Consider the following 18,719-nt stretch of genomic DNA (forward strand, 5'->3'; position numbering starts at 1 on the left):
TTAAAGTAAAAACCAGGGCGGAATTATTCCGTCCTGGTTTTTACTATCAATATTAATCTATTATTTCACTTGTTTTTCTTGTTTTTGGCCACGTCTTACAAAATATTGAACAATGGTACCGATTATAAAGAAATAAACAAAGAAACGCAGTAAGAAGTATACAATCACAGTGATAAGTTTAATAATGTTTAACGTTTCTAATGAAAGTTGACTCACTAAATTTGATAGTAACTGCAATATTGGCAAGGCAAATAATATTAAGATAAAGTTCAAAATGAGAAGGCCAATAAAGAATGGTAAAAATGTTTTTTGTTTGTTGCGAATACCAGACCAACCTAGTTTGATGAGTTCTTTTAAAGGACGTTTTGGCTCTTCAACATAAGCGACAGTCATATTCGTAACAAATATACATACAAACCAAATGATAATACTACTAATGATTGAGATAATCACAAACCCAATCAAGATGATTGTTTGTAGTGTCCCATTACTAAGTGAAAGATCTCTTAAAGATAGTATTAACGTGCTTAATAATGATTTAAGTCCCATGCTAACAAGTGTATTTATAGCTGACATAAGTACAAGACAAAGTGTTACAAATAAACCAAGTTTAACGGCCTTCAACCAACGACCACCCGTAAATGACTTGAAAATGTCTGTAAATTTAACTGATGTATGATCATGAATCGCGTGATAAAAAGTGCGAATAGATCCAGTAAATAATGGGTAGATGAGGAAAACAAAAATGATGAGCGTAAGGACGATAAATCCTATCATCGTCAAGATAATGTTTTGAATGCTTCCTTGTCCCATCATCATTGATATTGAAGCCATTTGTATCAATTGTTGAAATGGAATAAAAATCAACATGAGTATAACGGCCATTAATAAAAAGTTGACAAAGTTCGCTAATAATAACGTCTTTCTTTGAGATTTGGAATTGTGCCAAAATAATTTTGTGAATTTAAACACCTGCGAGCACTCCTTTCAATACTTAACACATTATCAAAATATATTGGTTTTGGAAATCAATAAGGTAAAAATAAGTTATTTTTCTGGTGATTAAACTTCAAAAATAAAGATATTAACTAGAAAAGGGTCATTTCATTCGTTTTAGACCTTTTTAAAATGATATTTTGTTTCAACGATTATTGAATTTAATGGGCGACTGAGAAACTTATTTGTTAAAATAAATATGAGGTGAGATGGGGGATGAAAATTTCAAATCAAAAGATTTACGAGCAAATCGCTAATGATTTAATAGAGCAAATTGAAAAGGGACAATTACAAGAAGGGGAACGTCTTCCTTCTATACAAGCATTAGCCAAAACATACGGTGTGAGTAACGCCTCTATGCGAGAAGCATTAAATGCTTTACGTATGATAGGTTTAATCGAAATCAAACATGGTTATGGGACGTTTGTCAAACAAAAGCAGCCACAGTTATTTGATTTTAAAGATCAAGCGTTAACGCAAAAACGTGTAAAAGATATTTTAGAATTACGTGAAGCTGTTGAAGTAAAAACGGCAAGTTTGGCTTCTGAAAGACGAACTGATCAAGATTTAGTCGCCATGAAAAAAGCATTAGATGAAATGGAACACGCAATTCAAAATAATACGTCTGGTGAAGTGGCGGACTTAAATTTTCATTTAGCGATTGCTAAAGCCACGGACAACCCTTTTTTATACGAGTTACTCAACAACATTGCGGATAAGATTCAACATACAATGAAAGGAACGCGTCATATTTATTTATATAGTCGTCAAAAACGAATGGAAAAATTGTTTCATGAACATATGGAAATTTATGATGCCATCCAAAGACAAAATGAGACAGATGCTGCTCAGAAAATGACAATCCATTTACAAGAGGTGCGACAAACACTTGTCGATAATTATATTGTAGAATCATAGAAAAACAGAGGCGTGTACTAGGAATTTGAAATGTGGATGAAAGACTTAATTTCGTTGAGATGTCCTAGGCACGCGCTTTTTAATTGTGTTACAATCACTGTATAACTTAGCAAATACTTACGCGAATACATAGAAATTATAGATAAGAATGTGAGGTGACATCCCCATGCCTTTAATGTTAAAGCCGGTTTTTCAGGAACGACTTTGGGGAGGTACAAACTTAGCACAATACGGTTACGTGTTACCTAGTGACCATATCGGTGAAGTATGGGGAATATCGGCACATCCTCATGGTGCGAATGAAATTTTAAATGGCCCATATCAAGGGATGACGCTAGACGACGTTTGGGCGACGTACCCTAAACTATTTGGGGAATTTCCGACAAAGAAATTCCCATTACTAACAAAGGTATTAGATGCAACACAAAAACTCTCTGTTCAAGTGCATCCAGATGATACGTACGCCTATGAATTTGAAAATGGCGAATTTGGTAAAACAGAATGTTGGTATATCTTGGATGTAAAACCAGGGGCGGAAATTATATATGGGACAAATGCAGATTCAAAAGAAACGTTAGCAAAATTACTAGATGAACGTCGTTTTGATGAGCTTTTTAAACGTGTGCCTGTCGAAGCGGGCGATTTCTTTTATGTTCCTGCAGGGACAGTCCATGGTATTGGCGAAGGTATCATGATTTTAGAGACGCAACAATCGTCAGATACGACTTATCGTATTTATGATTACGACCGCCGTGACCAAAATGGACAATTGCGTCCTTTACACATTGAAAAAAGTAAAGATGTGATTCAGTACGGAAATGAAAGTCCCAATCTCATCCCTACCACCGAAGTGATTGAAACACATAAAAGAACCACATTTGTACAAAATGAATTCTTCACGGTTGTGAAATGGGAAATAGACGGTACGTTGAATTATATGAAACCAAGAGAGTTTGTTTTAGTCTCAGTTTTAGAGGGACGCGGGGAACTTATTGTTGATGGAGAAATTTATCCTATTGAGAAAGGCCATCACTTTATTTTAACGGCAGAAGATTTGGACAATGTATTTGAAGGTGAATTTACATTAATCATCAGCTATGTCTAAGGGCGGTGTTTCGAATTTGAAAAGTGGTTTATATATTGCGCTAATATGCGGCATTCTTTCAGGTGCTGTCATATTTTTTAATGTTCCTTTATTTCCATCCCCCGTTTTTCCAGTAATCATTGGTTTAATCGGGATTATTGCTACGATATGGACATTTCCAAATCGTGAAATTAGTAGCATGTTAAAGCTTGGGGGAATTATGGTCAACTTATTCCCTGTGATAGTAGGCGTGATTACATTATTTCAAACATAAATCTGACGACTGTCTATCCATTCAAACTATTAGAACGTATTAAATAAATGAAGGAGAACCAAATCATCATGACAGCAGAAACGAACTATTTTTGGCTGAACTGTGGCTATAATCGCTGGAATCATAATGAACCTCTAGTAGGTCAAACCGCTGTATTTGAATCAGGCGCACAATTTAATCCAACACAAGGTTATCGTGCGTTTAAACAAGCTCAAATTGGAGATAAAGTTGTTTTTTATCAAGTCCAAACAGATGCGGGATTACTAGGCTGGGGCGAAATTATCAATGTCGTCACAGGCGCTCAAAATAAAATCCATGTACAATTTAAATTTAAAGAAACGTTTAAATCACTCACGACCGAATATTTAAAACGAAGTGAAGCTTTAGAGTTTCGAATGAATCATATGAAAGAATCCCTATTTAATAAAATTTCTTATGATGAATTTGAATTAATCAAAGGTTTAGGGACAGGAGATGTTTCTGTGCCGCGTTACTTTTATATGGCTGAAACAATCTCATTTGAACCCGGTGAAACTTATACGATATATACACATAATGTCAATGGAATTAAACGTAATGGCTATCATCATTATACACAACTCGAGGTAGGGGATCAGATACTCATTTACAATCGTTATAGCAATCAGTCTGTCATTGGTCGAGCAGAAGTTGCCCATCACATACATACACGACCACCAGAAGCAGGCCGCACAAATAGTACAGCGATCGAAATACGCTATATTGAAGATATTCCACCCGTCAGTCTAATGACCTTAAATAAACATCCTAAATTAAAAAATTTGTATTTCTTACAAGAAAATGCAAAACAAGCTATTGCAAGTTTAACCCCTACGCAATTTGAAGCGATTATGGAAATGAGTCAAAACGGCGGAATGAAAGGACAGTTCGAAACAGTAGGGCATTCAACAGGTGAAAGTACGGGCGATGACATTAAACCGTTCATTCTATTATTAGCAAATGATAAATCAGAAGGGTTAAAAGCAGCAGAATCCTTAGTCGAAAAAGCCAATGCGACACCGGTGATTACAACGGCTCACCCTGATTTTTCGGAAGAAATGTTGTATGGGCGTTATTTACCAAATGAAGCAGGCGCGATGTATTACCGTGAAGGATTTATCACCGAGTTGATGCCAAAAACAGAACGTCAATATCTTGTTATTGACCAGTTTGAACGATTAGACCTCGATATTTTTCAAATGTTTATCAATGTACTAGAAGGTTACGAGATGACGTTGCCACGTTATAATCGCGACGGCAGTATGGTAAAGTGGAGTTTGCGTAAAGATTCATTTTATCGTTTTAATCCTAATTGGCATATTGTAGGTGTAACCTATTTGAGTCCTCAAGAGGTTAAAGAACAATTTTCACCACAATTTTTGAAATATGCCCGTATTATTCAAGTGAAACATTAATAAAAATATAATCATTCCACTCATTTAAAAGGGAGAGATACCGAAATGTTTTAACTTTCGTATCTCTTTTTTTAATCTTTGAAAAATCGTTGCGCTCATTTAGAAAAAGCTACCTCGAAGATAACCAGATAAAATATAAATATGAAGCCTTTAAAAATGATAGATATAAAACTAATCTAAATCGTCTTGTTTAAATTGACTCTGATTTTTGAGGAAATAAATGAATCGCTCTGGCCAAAATGTATTGTTATAAATATTCTGAATTTTTATTGAAAAACGACTTGAATGGAGATATGTGCTATAGTATTATATTTTGTAAGCGTTTTCAATTTTCTGAGAACAAAACAAAGGGAGTGGCAGTAATATGAATAAGGAACAAGAAAAAAGACCAATTAATGTCTGGTTTGCCTTACTAACATTAGCAGCAATGATTGGCGCAATGCTTTACACCGTTGTCGTCTTAGAACAAGCCCCGCACATTCCACTACTCATAGGAACTTGTGTGGCCATTATCATTGCGATGTGTCATGGCTATCAATGGGAAGAAGTTGAAGAAATGATGTATAAGGGGATACGTCATGCACTTCCTGCAGTTGTCATCATCATGCTTGTCGGACTGATTATTGGAGCTTGGATTGGAAGCGGTATTGTTGCAGCTATGATCTATTACGGATTGAAACTGATTTCACCCGCTTATTTTTTAGCAGTCGTTTGTCTCATTTGTGGTATTGTAGCGTTAGCAATTGGAAGTAGTTGGTCAACGATGGCAACTGTAGGGGTAGCTTCTATGGGCATCGGTATTAGTATGGGACTTTCTCCGGGGATGGTGGCAGGTGCAGTAATTTCCGGCGCTTATTTTGGAGATAAAATGAGTCCGCTATCAGATACAACGAACTTGGCCGCTGGATTAACAAATGTGGATTTATTTGAGCATATTCGCCATATGTTTTATACGACGATACCAGGGTTAATTATTAGTTTAATTGCATTTTTTGTATTAGGACAAATGTACGGGAGCGATCATTTAAATCAAGGCCGTATTGATAAAATAATGAACGCGATTGATCAATCATTTATCATTTCACCATGGTTATTAATTGTACCACTGATTGTTATCGTTATTGTTGCTCTTAAAGTACCTGCATTACCAGCAATTGTGGTTGGTATTGTGCTCGGTTTTTTTGTACAAATTTTTGTGCAAGGAGATTCTATTACAGCAGCTGTTACAGCTTTGCAGACCGGTTATGAAATTGACTCCGGAAATCAAACGATTGATGAATTATTTAATCGTGGCGGTTTAGAATCTATGTTTTATACCATTTCTTTAACATTAGTCGCAATGACGTTCGGTGGATTACTTGAATATTCTGGTATGTTAAAAGCATTAATTTCAGTCATTTTGAAAGTGGCTAAAAATACAGGTACGTTAATTGCTTCTGTTATCATTTCTTGTTTCGGAACAAACCTGACATGTTCAGAACAATACATATCGATTATCGTTCCTTCAAGAATGTATGTATCTACATTTATTGACAAGGGATTACATCCTAAAAATTTATCGCGCGCTTTAGAAGATGGGGGAACTTTAACTTCAGTCTTTGTACCGTGGAACACTTGTGGTGTATTTATTGCGTCAACATTAAGTGTATCTGTCGTAGAGTATGCGCCTTTTGCCATATTAAACTTTATCGTTCCTATCATTTCGATTATTTATGGCTTTACCGGTTTTAAAATTATAAAACTGACTAAAGAAGAGCAAGCGTATTATAAAGCTCAAGAAAGTTTAACTTAACCCTTATTAAAGAGGACTTAAACATAGTGATATATAAGACGTGAAATTTGAAAAGTGACTGAAAAGAAGTACAATGAGAGGTAAATCATACAATGAAGAGGTGAAAATATTGCCTATAGTATATTATGATGACCGATGTATTTACTGTTACAATTATGTCATTTGGTTAATCCGTCATGGACTACCACGCAATTATCAATTCGTGCCTTTGAAAAGTGCCTCTGGCGAGCAACTTCAGAAAGTCAACCCAGAAGTACTGAATTATAATAGCGTTATTTTACAGGAAGGGACGCAGTTAACGTATCAATCGACAGCAATTATAAAACTAATTTATCAGCTGAAGGGATACAAATGGCTATCGATGCTTATTTGGTTCATTCCTAAGCCTATTCGAAATTTTGGATATCAATGGTTTGCAGAGCATCGAGATAAAATGTGGAAAACCACTTGGGCTAAAGCAACACATGAAGAACAACAATACTTTATCGGAGAACAATATGTCGATATCAAAGGATTAGTCCAACGATCAAATTAAATTACCGTTATTATTGAAGTGTGTTAAAAGGACATGTATTAAAAAAACTTTTATGCCAAGAAGTCCTATATCGATTTCAAAAAGAAAAACAAACCTTTCAAGTTACAGAAAGGTTTGTTTTTTATATAAATAGGCCAGTGATTTATCACCGTAATCAAACGATGTTATTCAGCGATTTCTAAGGCAACTTCCATCATTTGAGTAAATGAATTTTGACGTTCTTCCGCTGTTGTTGCTTCATCTCTTAATAGGTGGTCACTTACAGTGAATATACCAAGTGCTTTTTTACCTGCTTTAATCGCATTTAAATAAAGACCTGCAGATTCCATTTCAACACCTAAAATGCCCATTTCAATCCATTTTTCATTAAAGTTTTCGTTCGCATTGTAGAAGGTATCTGACGATAAAATATTACCAACATGAGTTGTCGCACCAATTTTGTCAGCCGCTTCTTTAGCTTTAACAACTAAATCAAAGTCTGCAAGAGGGGCGAAGTTGCCAGGGAATTGGAATTGATCAACATAACTAGAATTTGTAGAAGCTCCTTGACCAATAATAATATCATACAGATTCACATTTTCTTGCATGGCCCCGCAAGAACCAATACGGATAATTGTATCAACATCAAAGAAATTATATAGTTCATAAGAGTAGATACCGATACTTGGAATACCCATACCTGAGCCCATGACAGAAACTTCTTTCCCTTTATAAGTTCCTGTGTAACCAAACATATTACGAACGTCGTTAAACTGTTCAACATTTTCTAAAAAATTTTCTGCAATAAACTTGGCGCGTAATGGGTCCCCAGGCATTAAAACGGTTTTTGCGATTTTTTTACCATTCGGTTGAATATGTGGTGTGCCTTGTGTCATCGAAAGCAACTCCTTTTATTATATTTTATCTTTTTAAAGATAACAGATTGCTGTATAAATGTCGATGGATTCTATGTTTGTCTAACTGGTGACAACGTATTTTAATCCTATGTTTTAACATAGGGGATTCATTTATTGAAATGAATGTATCGTGTATAATAGATATGGATGTATAATTATAGATTAAAAAAGAGAAGAGGGGATTTACCATGAGAATGGTGGATATGATTTCAAAAAAGCGTGACGGTCATGCCTTATCATCAGAAGAAATTAAATTTATTATTGATGGGTACACAAAAGGCGAAATTCCTGATTATCAAATGTCTAGCTTAGCGATGGCAATCTATTTCCAAGATATGACTGATGAAGAGCGTGCAGCTTTAACAATGGCAATGGTTGAATCTGGAGATCAAATTGATTTGTCTAATATTGAAGGCATTAAAGTCGATAAGCATTCTACAGGAGGCGTAGGAGATACAACGACACTCGTGTTAGCGCCACTTGTGGCAGCGCTTGGTATTCCTGTTGCTAAAATGAGTGGCCGTGGTTTAGGTCACACGGGAGGTACAATTGATAAATTAGAATCAGTAGAAGGATTTCATGTAGAAATTTCTGAAGACGAATTTATTCAATTAGTAAATGAAGCTAAAATCGCAGTGATTGGTCAAACTGGGAATTTAACGCCTGCTGATAAAAAAATCTATGCCCTTAGAGATGTCACAGGTACAGTCAATTCCATTCCTTTAATTGCGTCTTCAATCATGAGTAAAAAAATTGCAGCAGGTGCTGATGCGATTGTTTTAGACGTAAAAACAGGTAAAGGGGCGTTTATGCAAACAGTAGAAGATGCTGAAGCGCTCGCACATGCAATGGTAAAAATTGGTAATCAAGTAGGACGTCAAACGATGGCGATTATTTCTGATATGAACCAGCCATTAGGACGTGCGATTGGAAATGCACTCGAACTCAAAGAAGCGATTGATACACTTAAAGGACAAGGTCCAGAAGACTTAACAGAGCTTGTGTTAACACTTGGGGCTCAAATGGTGGTATTGGCGCAAAAAGCGGAAACGTTAGAAGATGCACGCGCACAATTGCAATCCGTGATTGATAATGGTGCGGCAGTTGAAAAATTCAAAACGTTTTTAAGTAATCAAGGTGGCGATGCTTCAGTTGTCGATGACCCTTCAAAACTTCCAACTGCGAAATATACATTTGAATTGCCAGCCAAACAGTCAGGGGTTGTCTCTGAAATGGTAGCCAATGAAATTGGGATTGCCTCAATGATGTTGGGGGCAGGTCGCCAAACAAAAGAAGATGACATTGATTTGGCTGTAGGACTTGTATTGCACAAAAAAATAGGTGACAAAGTGAGCGAAGGCGAATCTTTATTAACCATTTATGCCAACCAAGAAGATGTCGCCGCAGTGAAACAAAAATTATATGAAAACATTACAATCTCAGATTCCGCAGAAGCACCCCAATTAATTTATAAAATGATTACGGAGTAGATAAAGATGAAAACAGTACAACGTTATTTGATGGGCATTCCTTTTATAATAGTTGGACTATTACATTTTGTACATGAAGGTAAATTTAGAAAAATTGTTCCTCATTATTTGCCGTTAAGAAAAGAAGCGGTACTCATTACAGGTGTTTGTGAATTAATCATCGGGTTTGGGCTGTTATTACGCAAACCAGGTTATCTTTTTAAACATGCGATTATCGCTTTTTTATGGGCAGTTTTTCCAGCCAATATTTATATGGCCCGTCGTATTGATGACATTGAAGGGATGAATGTACCAAAACCACTTTTATATGCACGACTTCCATTACAATTTTTACTGATGAAATGGATTCGTCATTTATAACAAAAAACTAGGTATAGCGCTCATCTATAAATAGAAAGCCATCAAAATTTACCCGTAGATAAATTTTGATGGCTATTTTTCTTACGACTTAATTCATTTTAGCCTTCACCAAACACGTCATGCCATTGGTTGCGTTTGTCTAAAAATTCTCTTGCGATCGTTTGAGCGCCTACTAAGGAATGGCTTGCCGCCCAACCGCATTGAACTTCATTACAGGCGGGTACTTCAGTTGCATTTAAAACATCTTGAATCGTTTTTTCAATAATATTTAATACGTCATCATAATCTTTGTGGTTGATGAGTGATACATAAAAGCCTGTTTGACAACCCATAGGGCTTAAGTCCACAATTTTATCAGAGTGATTACGAATATTTTCTGCCATTAAGTGTTCTAAACTGTGAAGTCCTGGCATATCCATATGTTCTTTATTGGGTTGCTTAAAGCGAATGTCGTATTTGTAAATGTCATCTCCGTTTTCACCTTGCATTTTACCTGCTAGACGTACATAAGGTGCAACAACTTTTGTATGATCTAAATTAAAACTTTCTACGTTCATTTTTGGCATCGAATTCATCCTCCTTCATTCGTTGATATCATTTTAACATAACTTCTAAAAGCCGTAATGAGTTACAAATCTTTCACTTTAAAAAAGCGTTATGCTTTAAAATAAAATGATTTCTTTCAGGCCAAATCTAAGATAAAATAGCACTACTTCCGAAAAATTGTGAAAATAATGAAAATAACATGACAAATGATCGAATTTCCGATAAAATGAGTAATAATTAAATACGAATTTATCAAGAGTGGTGGAGGGAATTGGCCCTGTGAAACCCTGCAACCTCATCGAACTTCGATAAAGGTGCTAAATCCAACAATGGTTAAGACCATTGAAAGATAAATGACACAAATGGCAATCAACGTTTGAGACGCTACTATTGATAAGTGGAAGTGTTTTATCGTTGGATGCTTTTTTTGTTTTGAAGGGAGACTTTTTAATGGTATCAGTGAGACAACGCATATTAGATTATATAGATAATCATCGGTTACATTATTTGGATATGAGTCATCAAATTCATGAAAGACCTGAAGTAGGAAATGAAGAATTATTTGCGTCGAGACTTTTAATAGACCAGTTACACGACCATGGTTTTGAGATAGAAAAAGATATTGCTGGTCATTCTACTGGGTTTATTGCGCGCTATGATAGTGGACAAGTTGGACCCACCATCAGTTATTTAGCGGAATACGATGCCTTACCTGGATTAGGACATGCGTGTGGTCATAATATTATCGGTACGTCGAGTGTACTTGCCGGCATCGCATTAAAACAAGTTATAGATGAGCTAGGAGGTTCCGTGGTTGTTTTAGGATGTCCAGCTGAAGAAGGTGGAGAAAATGGGAGTGCCAAAGCGTCTTATGTGAAAGAAGGGATTATTGATGATGTGGATGTCGCACTCATGATACATCCCGGTAACGAAACATATCCTACAATTCCAACTTTAGCTGTTGATGTTTTAGACATTAAATTTTATGGGCGCAGCGCACATGCTTCAGAAAATGCAGAAGATGCTAGAAATGCTTTAGATGCTATGCTTAGTTTCTTTAATGGTGTCGCACAGTTACGACAACATATCCATAAATCAGACCGGGTGCACGGTGTCATATTAGATGGAGGGAAAGCAGCCAATATTATTCCTGATTTTACACATGCTCGCTTTTACACACGAGCGACAACACGAAAATCTTTAGATCAACTGACAGAGCGCGTGCATCAAATCGCAAAAGGGGCTGCAATACAAACCGGATGTGACTATGAGTTTGCGCCAATTCAAAACGGGGTAAATGAATTCATCAAATCACCGCAACTTGATGCGCTGTTTGAACGTTATGCTACTGAATTAGGTGAAGAAGTCAGTCATGATGATTTTGGTTATGGTTCGACAGATACAGGAAATGTAAGCCATGTTGTACCGACGATTCACCCACATATTAAAATTGGACCACGAAGTTTAGTCGGGCACACGCATCGTTTCAGAGAAGCCGCTGCAAGCCCTATGGGGGATAAAGCTTTAATTAAAGGGGCAAAAATCATTGCATTGATGGGCGCGACACTGATTCAAGACAAAGATTTATTTAATACCATTCAAAAGGAACATCAATTATTAAGGGAGAAATTGTAAATGTTGGATGACTCAATTTTAAAACTGGGAGACTTATACGCGAAAGATGTGGTTTATACAGCACGACCTTCATACATTTCAAATCCATGGTTAGAACCCAATGAACATCAGTCTAATTTTTTAACTGGAAGAGAATTACTTATTGCCGATATGCCAGTGATTGTTCATGAAGCAAGTGTCACTGAAAAATTACGCACGTTATTTTCACATGTCAATCAGACGCTACCTGAGAATATCTATACTTTTAAAGATAAAGCAAGCTATGAAGCTTTATTACAAACCTTAACACAACAAGATCAAAAACGTATTTACACACAATATGTCCACGGAGAAGATTTAATTGCGCCAGAACACTATGCGATGAATAAACAGGTGTTTATTGATTTAAATACCAAATCACGCATTCCAGAGTGGACAGATGGAAAATACTTGCCAAAACGACAAGTCGTCAAAATAGAAGATTTTCACGAAGCGTTAAAACACTGGGACCTCCCTCTTGTGATTAAACCAGGAGATGAACTTCCAACAGCAGGTGGTTATGGTGTTATGATTTGCTATAATCAAAGCGATTTGGAACAAGCGATTGCACGTATCGAAAATGCGAAAGCTGCCACACAAACTTTGATTATCGAACAATGTATCGAGACAGTCGACAATTATTGTGTCCAGTACGCCCTTCATCCAAAGAAAGGCATCATTTACTTAGGGGCTGCTAAACAACTGACAAACGATTACGGTTTTTACAATGGCAATGTGAATGCGATTGATGTTCCAGAGTCCGTGATTCAAGCGGGCTATGAAATTATGAAAATAGGCGTCGACAAAGGCTTCATTGGTGTCGCTGGATTTGATTTACTCGTTGATGCTGAGCAAAATATTTATGCGATTGATTTAAACTTTAGACATAACGGATCGACAAGTTTATTAGTTTTAGATCCTGTGCTCACCGGAAAATATCATAAATTTTACAGTTATATATCTGGAGAAGATCAAGAGGCATTCTTTCAAACGATTGAAAAATATGTCAAAAAAGAAGTGCTTTATCCATTATCATTTTATGATGGGGAATATTTTCAACAACCTGTACCTTCGAGATTTGCAGGGATATGGCACGCCGAACATCCAGAAGAGATTGAGCGCTTAGAAGAAGCATTTAAGAAAGAAGCAAATCTTTCATCATAATGACGGTTCTTTTATAAACGATGTTTGACGAATTGAATGCCGTAGTTTATATTCAACTTAAAGAGAGCTCATTAAGAGAGGGAGAAAGGTATGTCATATAAAAATGAACGATTTTACAAAGATATTCTGACTAATGAGCAATTTTTTATTGCTGTCAAAGATAAAAAAATTGTGAAGCATGAGCACAATGGAAAACAATTATTTTGTTTTTGGACGAGAGAAGGCTTTGCTAAAGAATATTTGGAAAACTTGAATGTCGCATTTGATAAACTGATCACGATGGATATTGATCGTTTCACAACTTATGAACTTGACGATATGTTTGATGAGGAAGATGAAGCGGTTGTTAATGTGACGACGGACGCTGAAGGTCATGAAATTAGTATCTTATCTGCATTTAACGACATAATGACCGATATTGATCGATTACGTATTCGAGAGTTTGTCGAAGATGTTTCAAATTCAGATACGGTTTATGGCTTAACGCAAAAAGGGATGAAAGAGTTCATGGTAGTGAGTGATGAAAATGACCATTTTGAACAATCCCATTTTATGCCTGTATGGAGCTTAAGCCAACGCGCAAAACGTGTGGCCCACGAAGACTTCGAATCCTTTGAATTAATCGATGTTGAAGGAGAAGTCTTTGCAGAATGGCTCGATGAATTGCGTGACGATAATCGTTACGTGGCCATCGATTTAAAACCTGGTGTAGTGGGTACCATTGTGAGTGCACAAAAACTGGCGAATGAGTTAACATTTTAACGTAATTCAATCAATCACTATTTACGTACACAAAGCCACCAAAATTTACGCTGATAAATTTTGGTGGCTATTTTAATCCCATATATATCGGTAAAAAGGAACAAAAAGAGGCAAAAATGTCTACAAGGCGATACACTTGTAGACATTTTTGGCTAATATTATCGGTCAAGCTTTATAAATATAATGTACCAAGTGCACCTGAGAATGCCCCATTGTTTAAATAATGAGGCGTAAAACCACGTAGAATTGTATAATCAGTGACGACTTGTTGAAGTAAAGGGTTATTGTGGAAAGAAGACCCAATATAGACAACATCTTTAGCGCCGTGTTCTCTTGCGACATGAATTGAAACTGTTGTAACACTTTCACCAACGACACCAATTAATGAAGCTAATTTATCTGCATCAGTAAACGTTTTATCTAAATTTAGTAGAACATGTCCAAAGTTAGAAGCTGTAAGCTCTCCGGAAATGGGAGGGGTATCATTTTTATAAATATGTTTAACTTTTAAATCGATAATATCACGGTTCCCTTGTTGCGCTAAATCGGTTAATTTTTGATAATCTTTGATTTCTGTAAGTAAATATCCTAAACCTTGAATCATGCCACCACCTGTACCAATACCTCCGACACGTTCCTGACCCTGATGATCAGCTAAGTGGATTGACGTGCCAGTCCCAACGTTAGTAAATATATAACGATCGAGTTCGATGCCTTGCTCCTTAAGTAAGATGTCTACACCTTTATCTGCCGCATCAAATTCAATAAAATGTTTTGCTTCACAGTGCAATAAATCATTAAGCACTTTCGCATTACCACCCGTAATACTAATATCTGAACATTTTTTATCATTAAGACTTTGCGCGACTTGTTCAATTTCAGTCGTAAGAAATGTTTGATATTCTCTTTGACCTTCATGTTCAGTTACGATTTTAATTAAAGTTCCACCCGCATCGATTCCGATTCGCATGATATTGTCACCTCAAAATTATTGTTTATCAACAATATATACTATATGATAATCACAAAAATACAAGTTAAAATTTGAATGAAATTAAAAATAGGGGGATTATTTTATGAAATTGAGTCCATATATCGTGGTGAATCATGTGCAAGAGGCCCTTGATTTTTACAAATCAACTTTTGGTGGGGAGGTCATACCGCTTAATGAGCACCAGGGAAAATTACTGCATGCTGAGTTGAAAATACAGGAGGATGTCGTGCTTCATTTATCAGATGATTATGGAAAAGACACCTCAAACACTGGGGCACAAATTTTATTAACTTTTAATAATAAAGAGACGCAACAACGCATTTATGAAGCTTTAAGTGTTAAAGGGAATCCACATATGCCGTTAAATCGTACATTTTTCAATGCGATTCACGGTCAAGTGACAGATCGATATGGTGTCAATTGGTTGTTAAATTGCTTTGTTGAAGAATAAATCAAAAAAACAGTGCATGCGGTACATCCGCACGCACTGTTTTTACATTTCGTTATCTCTTTCGCGTTCTTCAATTGTACGTGAAAAATCTTTTTCATCATCAATGTGCGACATTTGGAAATGTTTCGTATGTTCACGTCGTAAGGCATTCATTAACGCAAAAATCATCAATAGCAAAATGATAGAGAACGGCAGCCCAGTAACGACAGAAGCTGTTTGTAAACTCGTCAAGCCCCCGGCAACCGTCAGAGCGACAGAGATGGCCCCGATAAGAATCCCCCATACCATTTTATGTTTACGTTTAGGATTTTCTACGCCTCCGGTAGCCATACCAGAAACAATGTGTGTGGTTGAATCCGCACTTGTCACAATAAATGTAAAAATTAATATGATAGCGAGTGCGCTAGTGACTTCGTAAAGTGGAAACTTGCTTAATAGCTCAAATAGCGCCACAGTATAATCTTGATCGACCACTTTTTCTATCCCTTCGTTATGATGAAGTGCATAATGAATAGCTGTTCCACCAAATCCTGCAATCCATAAAAATGAAATCATAGGGGGAATAATGAGCACACCCACGACAAATTCTCTAATCGTTCGTCCCCGAGAAACACGGGCAACAAATCCACCGATAAATGGAGACCAAGAAATAACCCAGGCCCAGTAGAAGATGGTCCATTTTTGAATCCATGAATTATCTCCCGTATAAGGATCCATTCTTAAACTATATTGAACAAAATGAGAGATATAGTCTCCAATGGAAACAGTGAATGTTTCAACGATGAAGCGCAAACCACCAACAATGAAGATAAACACTAATAAAATGGCACCAATGATAATATTTAAATTACTTAACCATTTTACTCCGCGATTAAGTCCTGATAAGGCAGAACCTAAAAAGATAAACGTCATGATGAGTGTGATGATTATTAATGTCATATTTGTGTTAGGGACACTAAACACATGATTCAAACCTCCAGCAATTTGTAAAATACCTAAACCGATAGAAGTAGCGATTCCCATAACCGTCGCGATGATCGCGAGAATGTCTATAATATTTCGAAATGGACGTTTGTATGTTTCGCCAAATACGGGTTCCATCGCTGTAGAAATAAGGCCATCCCGTTGTTTACGAAATTGAAAGTAAGCGACGATGAGTCCACTCATAGCAAATATTGACCATTGAGAGATGCCCCAATGAAAGAAAGTATAGCCCATGGCTAAACGCGCCGATTCAGCGGTTTGACCTTTCACTTCTGAAGGGAATGGCGAGTGGAGGTAATGGGTTAAAGGTTCTGCTACACCCCAGAATACAATACCGACACCAAGGCCAGCTGAAAAGAGCATTCCAATCCAGGAAATAAATGAGAATTCTGGCGCTTCATCATCATGCCCTAACTTAAAGCGACCGTATCGAGATAGAGCTAAAAAGATAAGAAAGATATCTAATACAAAAACAATAATTAAAAATAGCCACCCAAAATTGAGCGCAAGGGCATCATATGTATTTTGTGCGTAAATACCGAACCCTTTAGGGAAAAAGGCGGCAAGAAGTGTAAATAATAAAATAATCGAAAAAGAAACGATATAGACGAAATTTCGGTTCTTTTTTTTCTTCGTCAATGTTGCTTTTGATTTTTTCATAATATCCCCTTTCAAGTTTGAAAAATCTGAAAATAGTGTATAGTTAGAGTGCGATAAAACATAATAACTAAAGGAATGAATCTGTAAATGATTAAAAATAAGCGTTTTGATGATATTACTATACATTTGTTTGAAGAGCAATACCGAGATGCGTTATATCAATTTAAATTGAGTGAACGTCAACGTATTTATTCTTCACTCCCTAAAGAAGTACTTGATGATGCTTTGGAAGACCCGAATCGTGTAGCCAATGTCGTGTTCAATGAAAAGGAAGAAATTATAGGTTTTTTTGTCCTTCACCAACACTATCAACATGAAGGGTATGACACACCAGAAGAAGTCGTCTATATTCGTTCTTTATCCATTAACGAAGCGTATCAAGGTCATGGGTATGGCACGAAAATTATGATGAATTTACCAGAGTATGTTCAAACAGTGTTTCCAGATTTTAGTCATTTATATCTTGTCGTTGATGCAGAAAATGAAGCGGCGTGGAATGTTTATGAACGCGCGGGATTCATGCATACGGCGACTAAAGAAGAAGGACCTATCGGTAAAGAGCGTTTGTATTATTTAGATTTAAGCTCTAAGTATGTTTCGTCTTTGAAATTAAAAAGAAGTGATCAATCAGATTTAGGACCTGTTGATATTATTAATTTAACATTAAATCAAGAAAAAGTTGGTTTTCTTGCGATCGAACAATTTCAAACACGCCTTATCATTAGAGCGGTATTAGTGGAAGATGAATACCGTGAATTAGGCATCGCTCAAAATGCATTACGTCAATTATCGACGTATGTGCGTCAAAACTATGAAAAAATTGAAGTGCTTGAAGTGATGCTATTCGGTTCTCGAAACGAGCTCAAACCACTGTTCCAAAAAAGTAATTTTGTCGAAACGATCATGACAGAAGATTATACAATGTTTGAAAAATATATTAATTACTAAATCTTTAAGGTCATTTCAAAAAACCTTTCGCTAAACATTGCGTAATTCCTAAGAGTCATTTATAATCAATGTTTGTTATGGTAATAAGACGCGCTTTGGAATTTGGACGAAAGCTGCGAATGATCCAATTCTAAAAGTAACGTGAATCTTTGAAAGGAAGATGTGCCGATGAAATTACAAGATTACACACAAGAAATGGTTGATGAAAAAGCATTTATTGATATGGCTTATACACTTTTAACTGAAAAAAATGAAACGATGAATCTTTATGATATTATCGATGAATTTAAGCAAATTGGACATTATGAAGACAATCAAATTGAAGATCGTATCGTTCAATTTTATACGGATTTAAATACTGATGGACGCTTTTTAAGTGTTGGTGACAATGTTTGGGGTCTACGTGACTGGTATTCAGTGGATGACATTGAAGAAAAAATAGCACCAACTATTCAAAAATTTGAAATTCTTGATGAAGAAGACGAAGAAGACAAAAATTTAAAATTACTTGGTGAAGACGATAGTGAAGGGGATGACAACATTCCAAGCACTACTGATGATCAAGAAACTTTAAATGACCCTGAAGATGAGCACGTCGAAGATGAAATCGAAGAGTCTGATTTAGTGGTTGAGGAAGACGAAGAAGACTTAGATGAAGAATATGAAGACGAAGAAGATGATTTACTAGAGGAAAAAGAATAAAATATAAGGACTTGTATGAAAGTAGCATTAGTGACTTAACTTAAAAGGTTATATTCACCTATTACACTGGTTAGATT

19 protein-coding genes and 1 riboswitch are annotated in these 18,719 nt (G+C 36.2%); of the genes, 14 read left to right on the forward strand and 5 right to left on the reverse strand.

Features of this window, described 5'->3' with window-relative positions; translation table 11 throughout:
* Window positions 1-60 precede the first annotated feature (60 nt).
* Window positions 61-972, reverse strand: a complete 912-nt coding sequence (locus G8Y84_RS09615; RefSeq protein ID WP_037576517.1) for a hypothetical protein — start codon at window positions 970-972, stop codon at window positions 61-63.
* 240 nt (window positions 973-1,212) lie between these two features.
* Between G8Y84_RS09615 and G8Y84_RS09620 the strand changes: the two genes are divergently transcribed.
* From G8Y84_RS09620 to G8Y84_RS09645, 6 genes are all read left to right on the forward strand, one after another.
* The gene (locus tag G8Y84_RS09620; protein WP_037576519.1) at window positions 1,213-1,914 is read left to right on the forward strand and encodes a FadR/GntR family transcriptional regulator; all 702 of its coding nucleotides are present in this window, start codon (window positions 1,213-1,215) and stop codon (window positions 1,912-1,914) included.
* A gap of 166 nt (window positions 1,915-2,080) precedes the next feature.
* Entirely contained in the window at window positions 2,081-3,019 is a 939-nt protein-coding gene (gene manA / locus G8Y84_RS09625) for a mannose-6-phosphate isomerase, class I (RefSeq protein ID WP_165806327.1), read from the forward strand.
* A gap of 16 nt (window positions 3,020-3,035) precedes the next feature.
* Window positions 3,036-3,272 carry a hypothetical protein gene (locus tag G8Y84_RS09630; RefSeq protein WP_037576636.1) on the forward strand — a complete coding sequence of 79 codons (237 nt, stop codon included), beginning with the start codon at window positions 3,036-3,038 and terminating at the stop codon, window positions 3,270-3,272.
* A gap of 68 nt (window positions 3,273-3,340) precedes the next feature.
* Window positions 3,341-4,705, forward strand: a complete 1,365-nt coding sequence (locus G8Y84_RS09635) for an EVE domain-containing protein (protein WP_105963460.1) — start codon at window positions 3,341-3,343, stop codon at window positions 4,703-4,705.
* Window positions 4,706-5,069: 364 nt separating this feature from the next.
* Window positions 5,070-6,497, forward strand: coding sequence for a Na+/H+ antiporter NhaC (nhaC, locus tag G8Y84_RS09640; protein ID WP_037576527.1), 1,428 nt, complete (start codon window positions 5,070-5,072; stop codon window positions 6,495-6,497).
* Window positions 6,498-6,606: 109 nt separating this feature from the next.
* The gene (locus G8Y84_RS09645; protein WP_165806328.1) at window positions 6,607-7,032 is read left to right on the forward strand and encodes a thiol-disulfide oxidoreductase DCC family protein; all 426 of its coding nucleotides are present in this window, start codon (window positions 6,607-6,609) and stop codon (window positions 7,030-7,032) included.
* Window positions 7,033-7,196: 164 nt separating this feature from the next.
* On the opposite strand, the gene deoD is transcribed toward G8Y84_RS09645, so the two are convergent.
* Entirely contained in the window at window positions 7,197-7,907 is a 711-nt protein-coding gene (gene deoD / locus G8Y84_RS09650) for a purine-nucleoside phosphorylase (protein WP_037576533.1), read from the reverse strand.
* A gap of 209 nt (window positions 7,908-8,116) precedes the next feature.
* Here deoD and G8Y84_RS09655 point away from each other — a divergent pair, with 209 nt between their 5' ends.
* Together G8Y84_RS09655 and G8Y84_RS09660 are read left to right on the forward strand one after the other, a co-directional pair.
* Window positions 8,117-9,418, forward strand: a complete 1,302-nt coding sequence (locus tag G8Y84_RS09655) for a pyrimidine-nucleoside phosphorylase (protein ID WP_105965773.1) — start codon at window positions 8,117-8,119, stop codon at window positions 9,416-9,418.
* 6 nt (window positions 9,419-9,424) lie between these two features.
* Entirely contained in the window at window positions 9,425-9,778 is a 354-nt protein-coding gene (locus G8Y84_RS09660; RefSeq protein ID WP_037576538.1) for a DoxX family protein, read from the forward strand.
* A gap of 98 nt (window positions 9,779-9,876) precedes the next feature.
* On the opposite strand, the gene G8Y84_RS09665 is transcribed toward G8Y84_RS09660, so the two are convergent.
* Window positions 9,877-10,344 carry an S-ribosylhomocysteine lyase gene (locus tag G8Y84_RS09665; RefSeq protein WP_105965772.1) on the reverse strand — a complete coding sequence of 156 codons (468 nt, stop codon included), beginning with the start codon at window positions 10,342-10,344 and terminating at the stop codon, window positions 9,877-9,879.
* Between the two features lie 226 nt (window positions 10,345-10,570).
* A riboswitch (SAM riboswitch) is annotated at window positions 10,571-10,680 on the forward strand.
* A gap of 94 nt (window positions 10,681-10,774) precedes the next feature.
* On the opposite strand from G8Y84_RS09665, the gene G8Y84_RS09670 reads away from it, so the two are divergent.
* The 3 genes from G8Y84_RS09670 to G8Y84_RS09680 all read left to right on the forward strand — a co-directional run bounded on the left by G8Y84_RS09670 (window position 10,775) and on the right by G8Y84_RS09680 (window position 13,903).
* Window positions 10,775-11,959: a M20 family metallopeptidase gene (locus G8Y84_RS09670; protein WP_037576542.1), complete on the forward strand. Its 1,185-nt coding sequence runs from the start codon at window positions 10,775-10,777 to the stop codon at window positions 11,957-11,959.
* Complete coding sequence (gene ldmS / locus G8Y84_RS09675; RefSeq protein ID WP_136732232.1) at window positions 11,960-13,141, forward strand: L-aspartate--L-methionine ligase LdmS; 1,182 nt, start codon at window positions 11,960-11,962, stop codon at window positions 13,139-13,141.
* A gap of 90 nt (window positions 13,142-13,231) precedes the next feature.
* Window positions 13,232-13,903 carry a DUF2750 domain-containing protein gene (locus G8Y84_RS09680; RefSeq protein WP_037576545.1) on the forward strand — a complete coding sequence of 224 codons (672 nt, stop codon included), beginning with the start codon at window positions 13,232-13,234 and terminating at the stop codon, window positions 13,901-13,903.
* Between the two features lie 172 nt (window positions 13,904-14,075).
* Here the strand turns inward: G8Y84_RS09680 and coaW are convergent, their stop codons facing one another.
* Complete coding sequence (gene coaW / locus G8Y84_RS09685) at window positions 14,076-14,873, reverse strand: type II pantothenate kinase (protein ID WP_037576548.1); 798 nt, start codon at window positions 14,871-14,873, stop codon at window positions 14,076-14,078.
* Window positions 14,874-14,979: 106 nt separating this feature from the next.
* On the opposite strand from coaW, the gene G8Y84_RS09690 reads away from it, so the two are divergent.
* Window positions 14,980-15,348: a VOC family protein gene (locus tag G8Y84_RS09690; protein ID WP_103159236.1), complete on the forward strand. Its 369-nt coding sequence runs from the start codon at window positions 14,980-14,982 to the stop codon at window positions 15,346-15,348.
* A gap of 42 nt (window positions 15,349-15,390) precedes the next feature.
* On the opposite strand, the gene G8Y84_RS09695 is transcribed toward G8Y84_RS09690, so the two are convergent.
* Window positions 15,391-16,992, reverse strand: coding sequence for a BCCT family transporter (locus tag G8Y84_RS09695; protein ID WP_165806329.1), 1,602 nt, complete (start codon window positions 16,990-16,992; stop codon window positions 15,391-15,393).
* An 87-nt stretch (window positions 16,993-17,079) separates the two neighbouring features.
* Here G8Y84_RS09695 and G8Y84_RS09700 point away from each other — a divergent pair, with 87 nt between their 5' ends.
* The gene (locus G8Y84_RS09700; RefSeq protein ID WP_103159237.1) at window positions 17,080-17,940 is read left to right on the forward strand and encodes a GNAT family N-acetyltransferase; all 861 of its coding nucleotides are present in this window, start codon (window positions 17,080-17,082) and stop codon (window positions 17,938-17,940) included.
* A 168-nt stretch (window positions 17,941-18,108) separates the two neighbouring features.
* Complete coding sequence (gene rpoE, locus G8Y84_RS09705; RefSeq protein ID WP_037576556.1) at window positions 18,109-18,642, forward strand: DNA-directed RNA polymerase subunit delta; 534 nt, start codon at window positions 18,109-18,111, stop codon at window positions 18,640-18,642.
* The last annotated feature ends 77 nt before the right edge of the window (window positions 18,643-18,719 follow it).

This window comes from Staphylococcus sp. 11511212 (assembly GCF_011394755.1).
GTDB classification, from domain to species: Bacteria; Bacillota; Bacilli; order Staphylococcales; family Staphylococcaceae; genus Staphylococcus; species Staphylococcus chromogenes.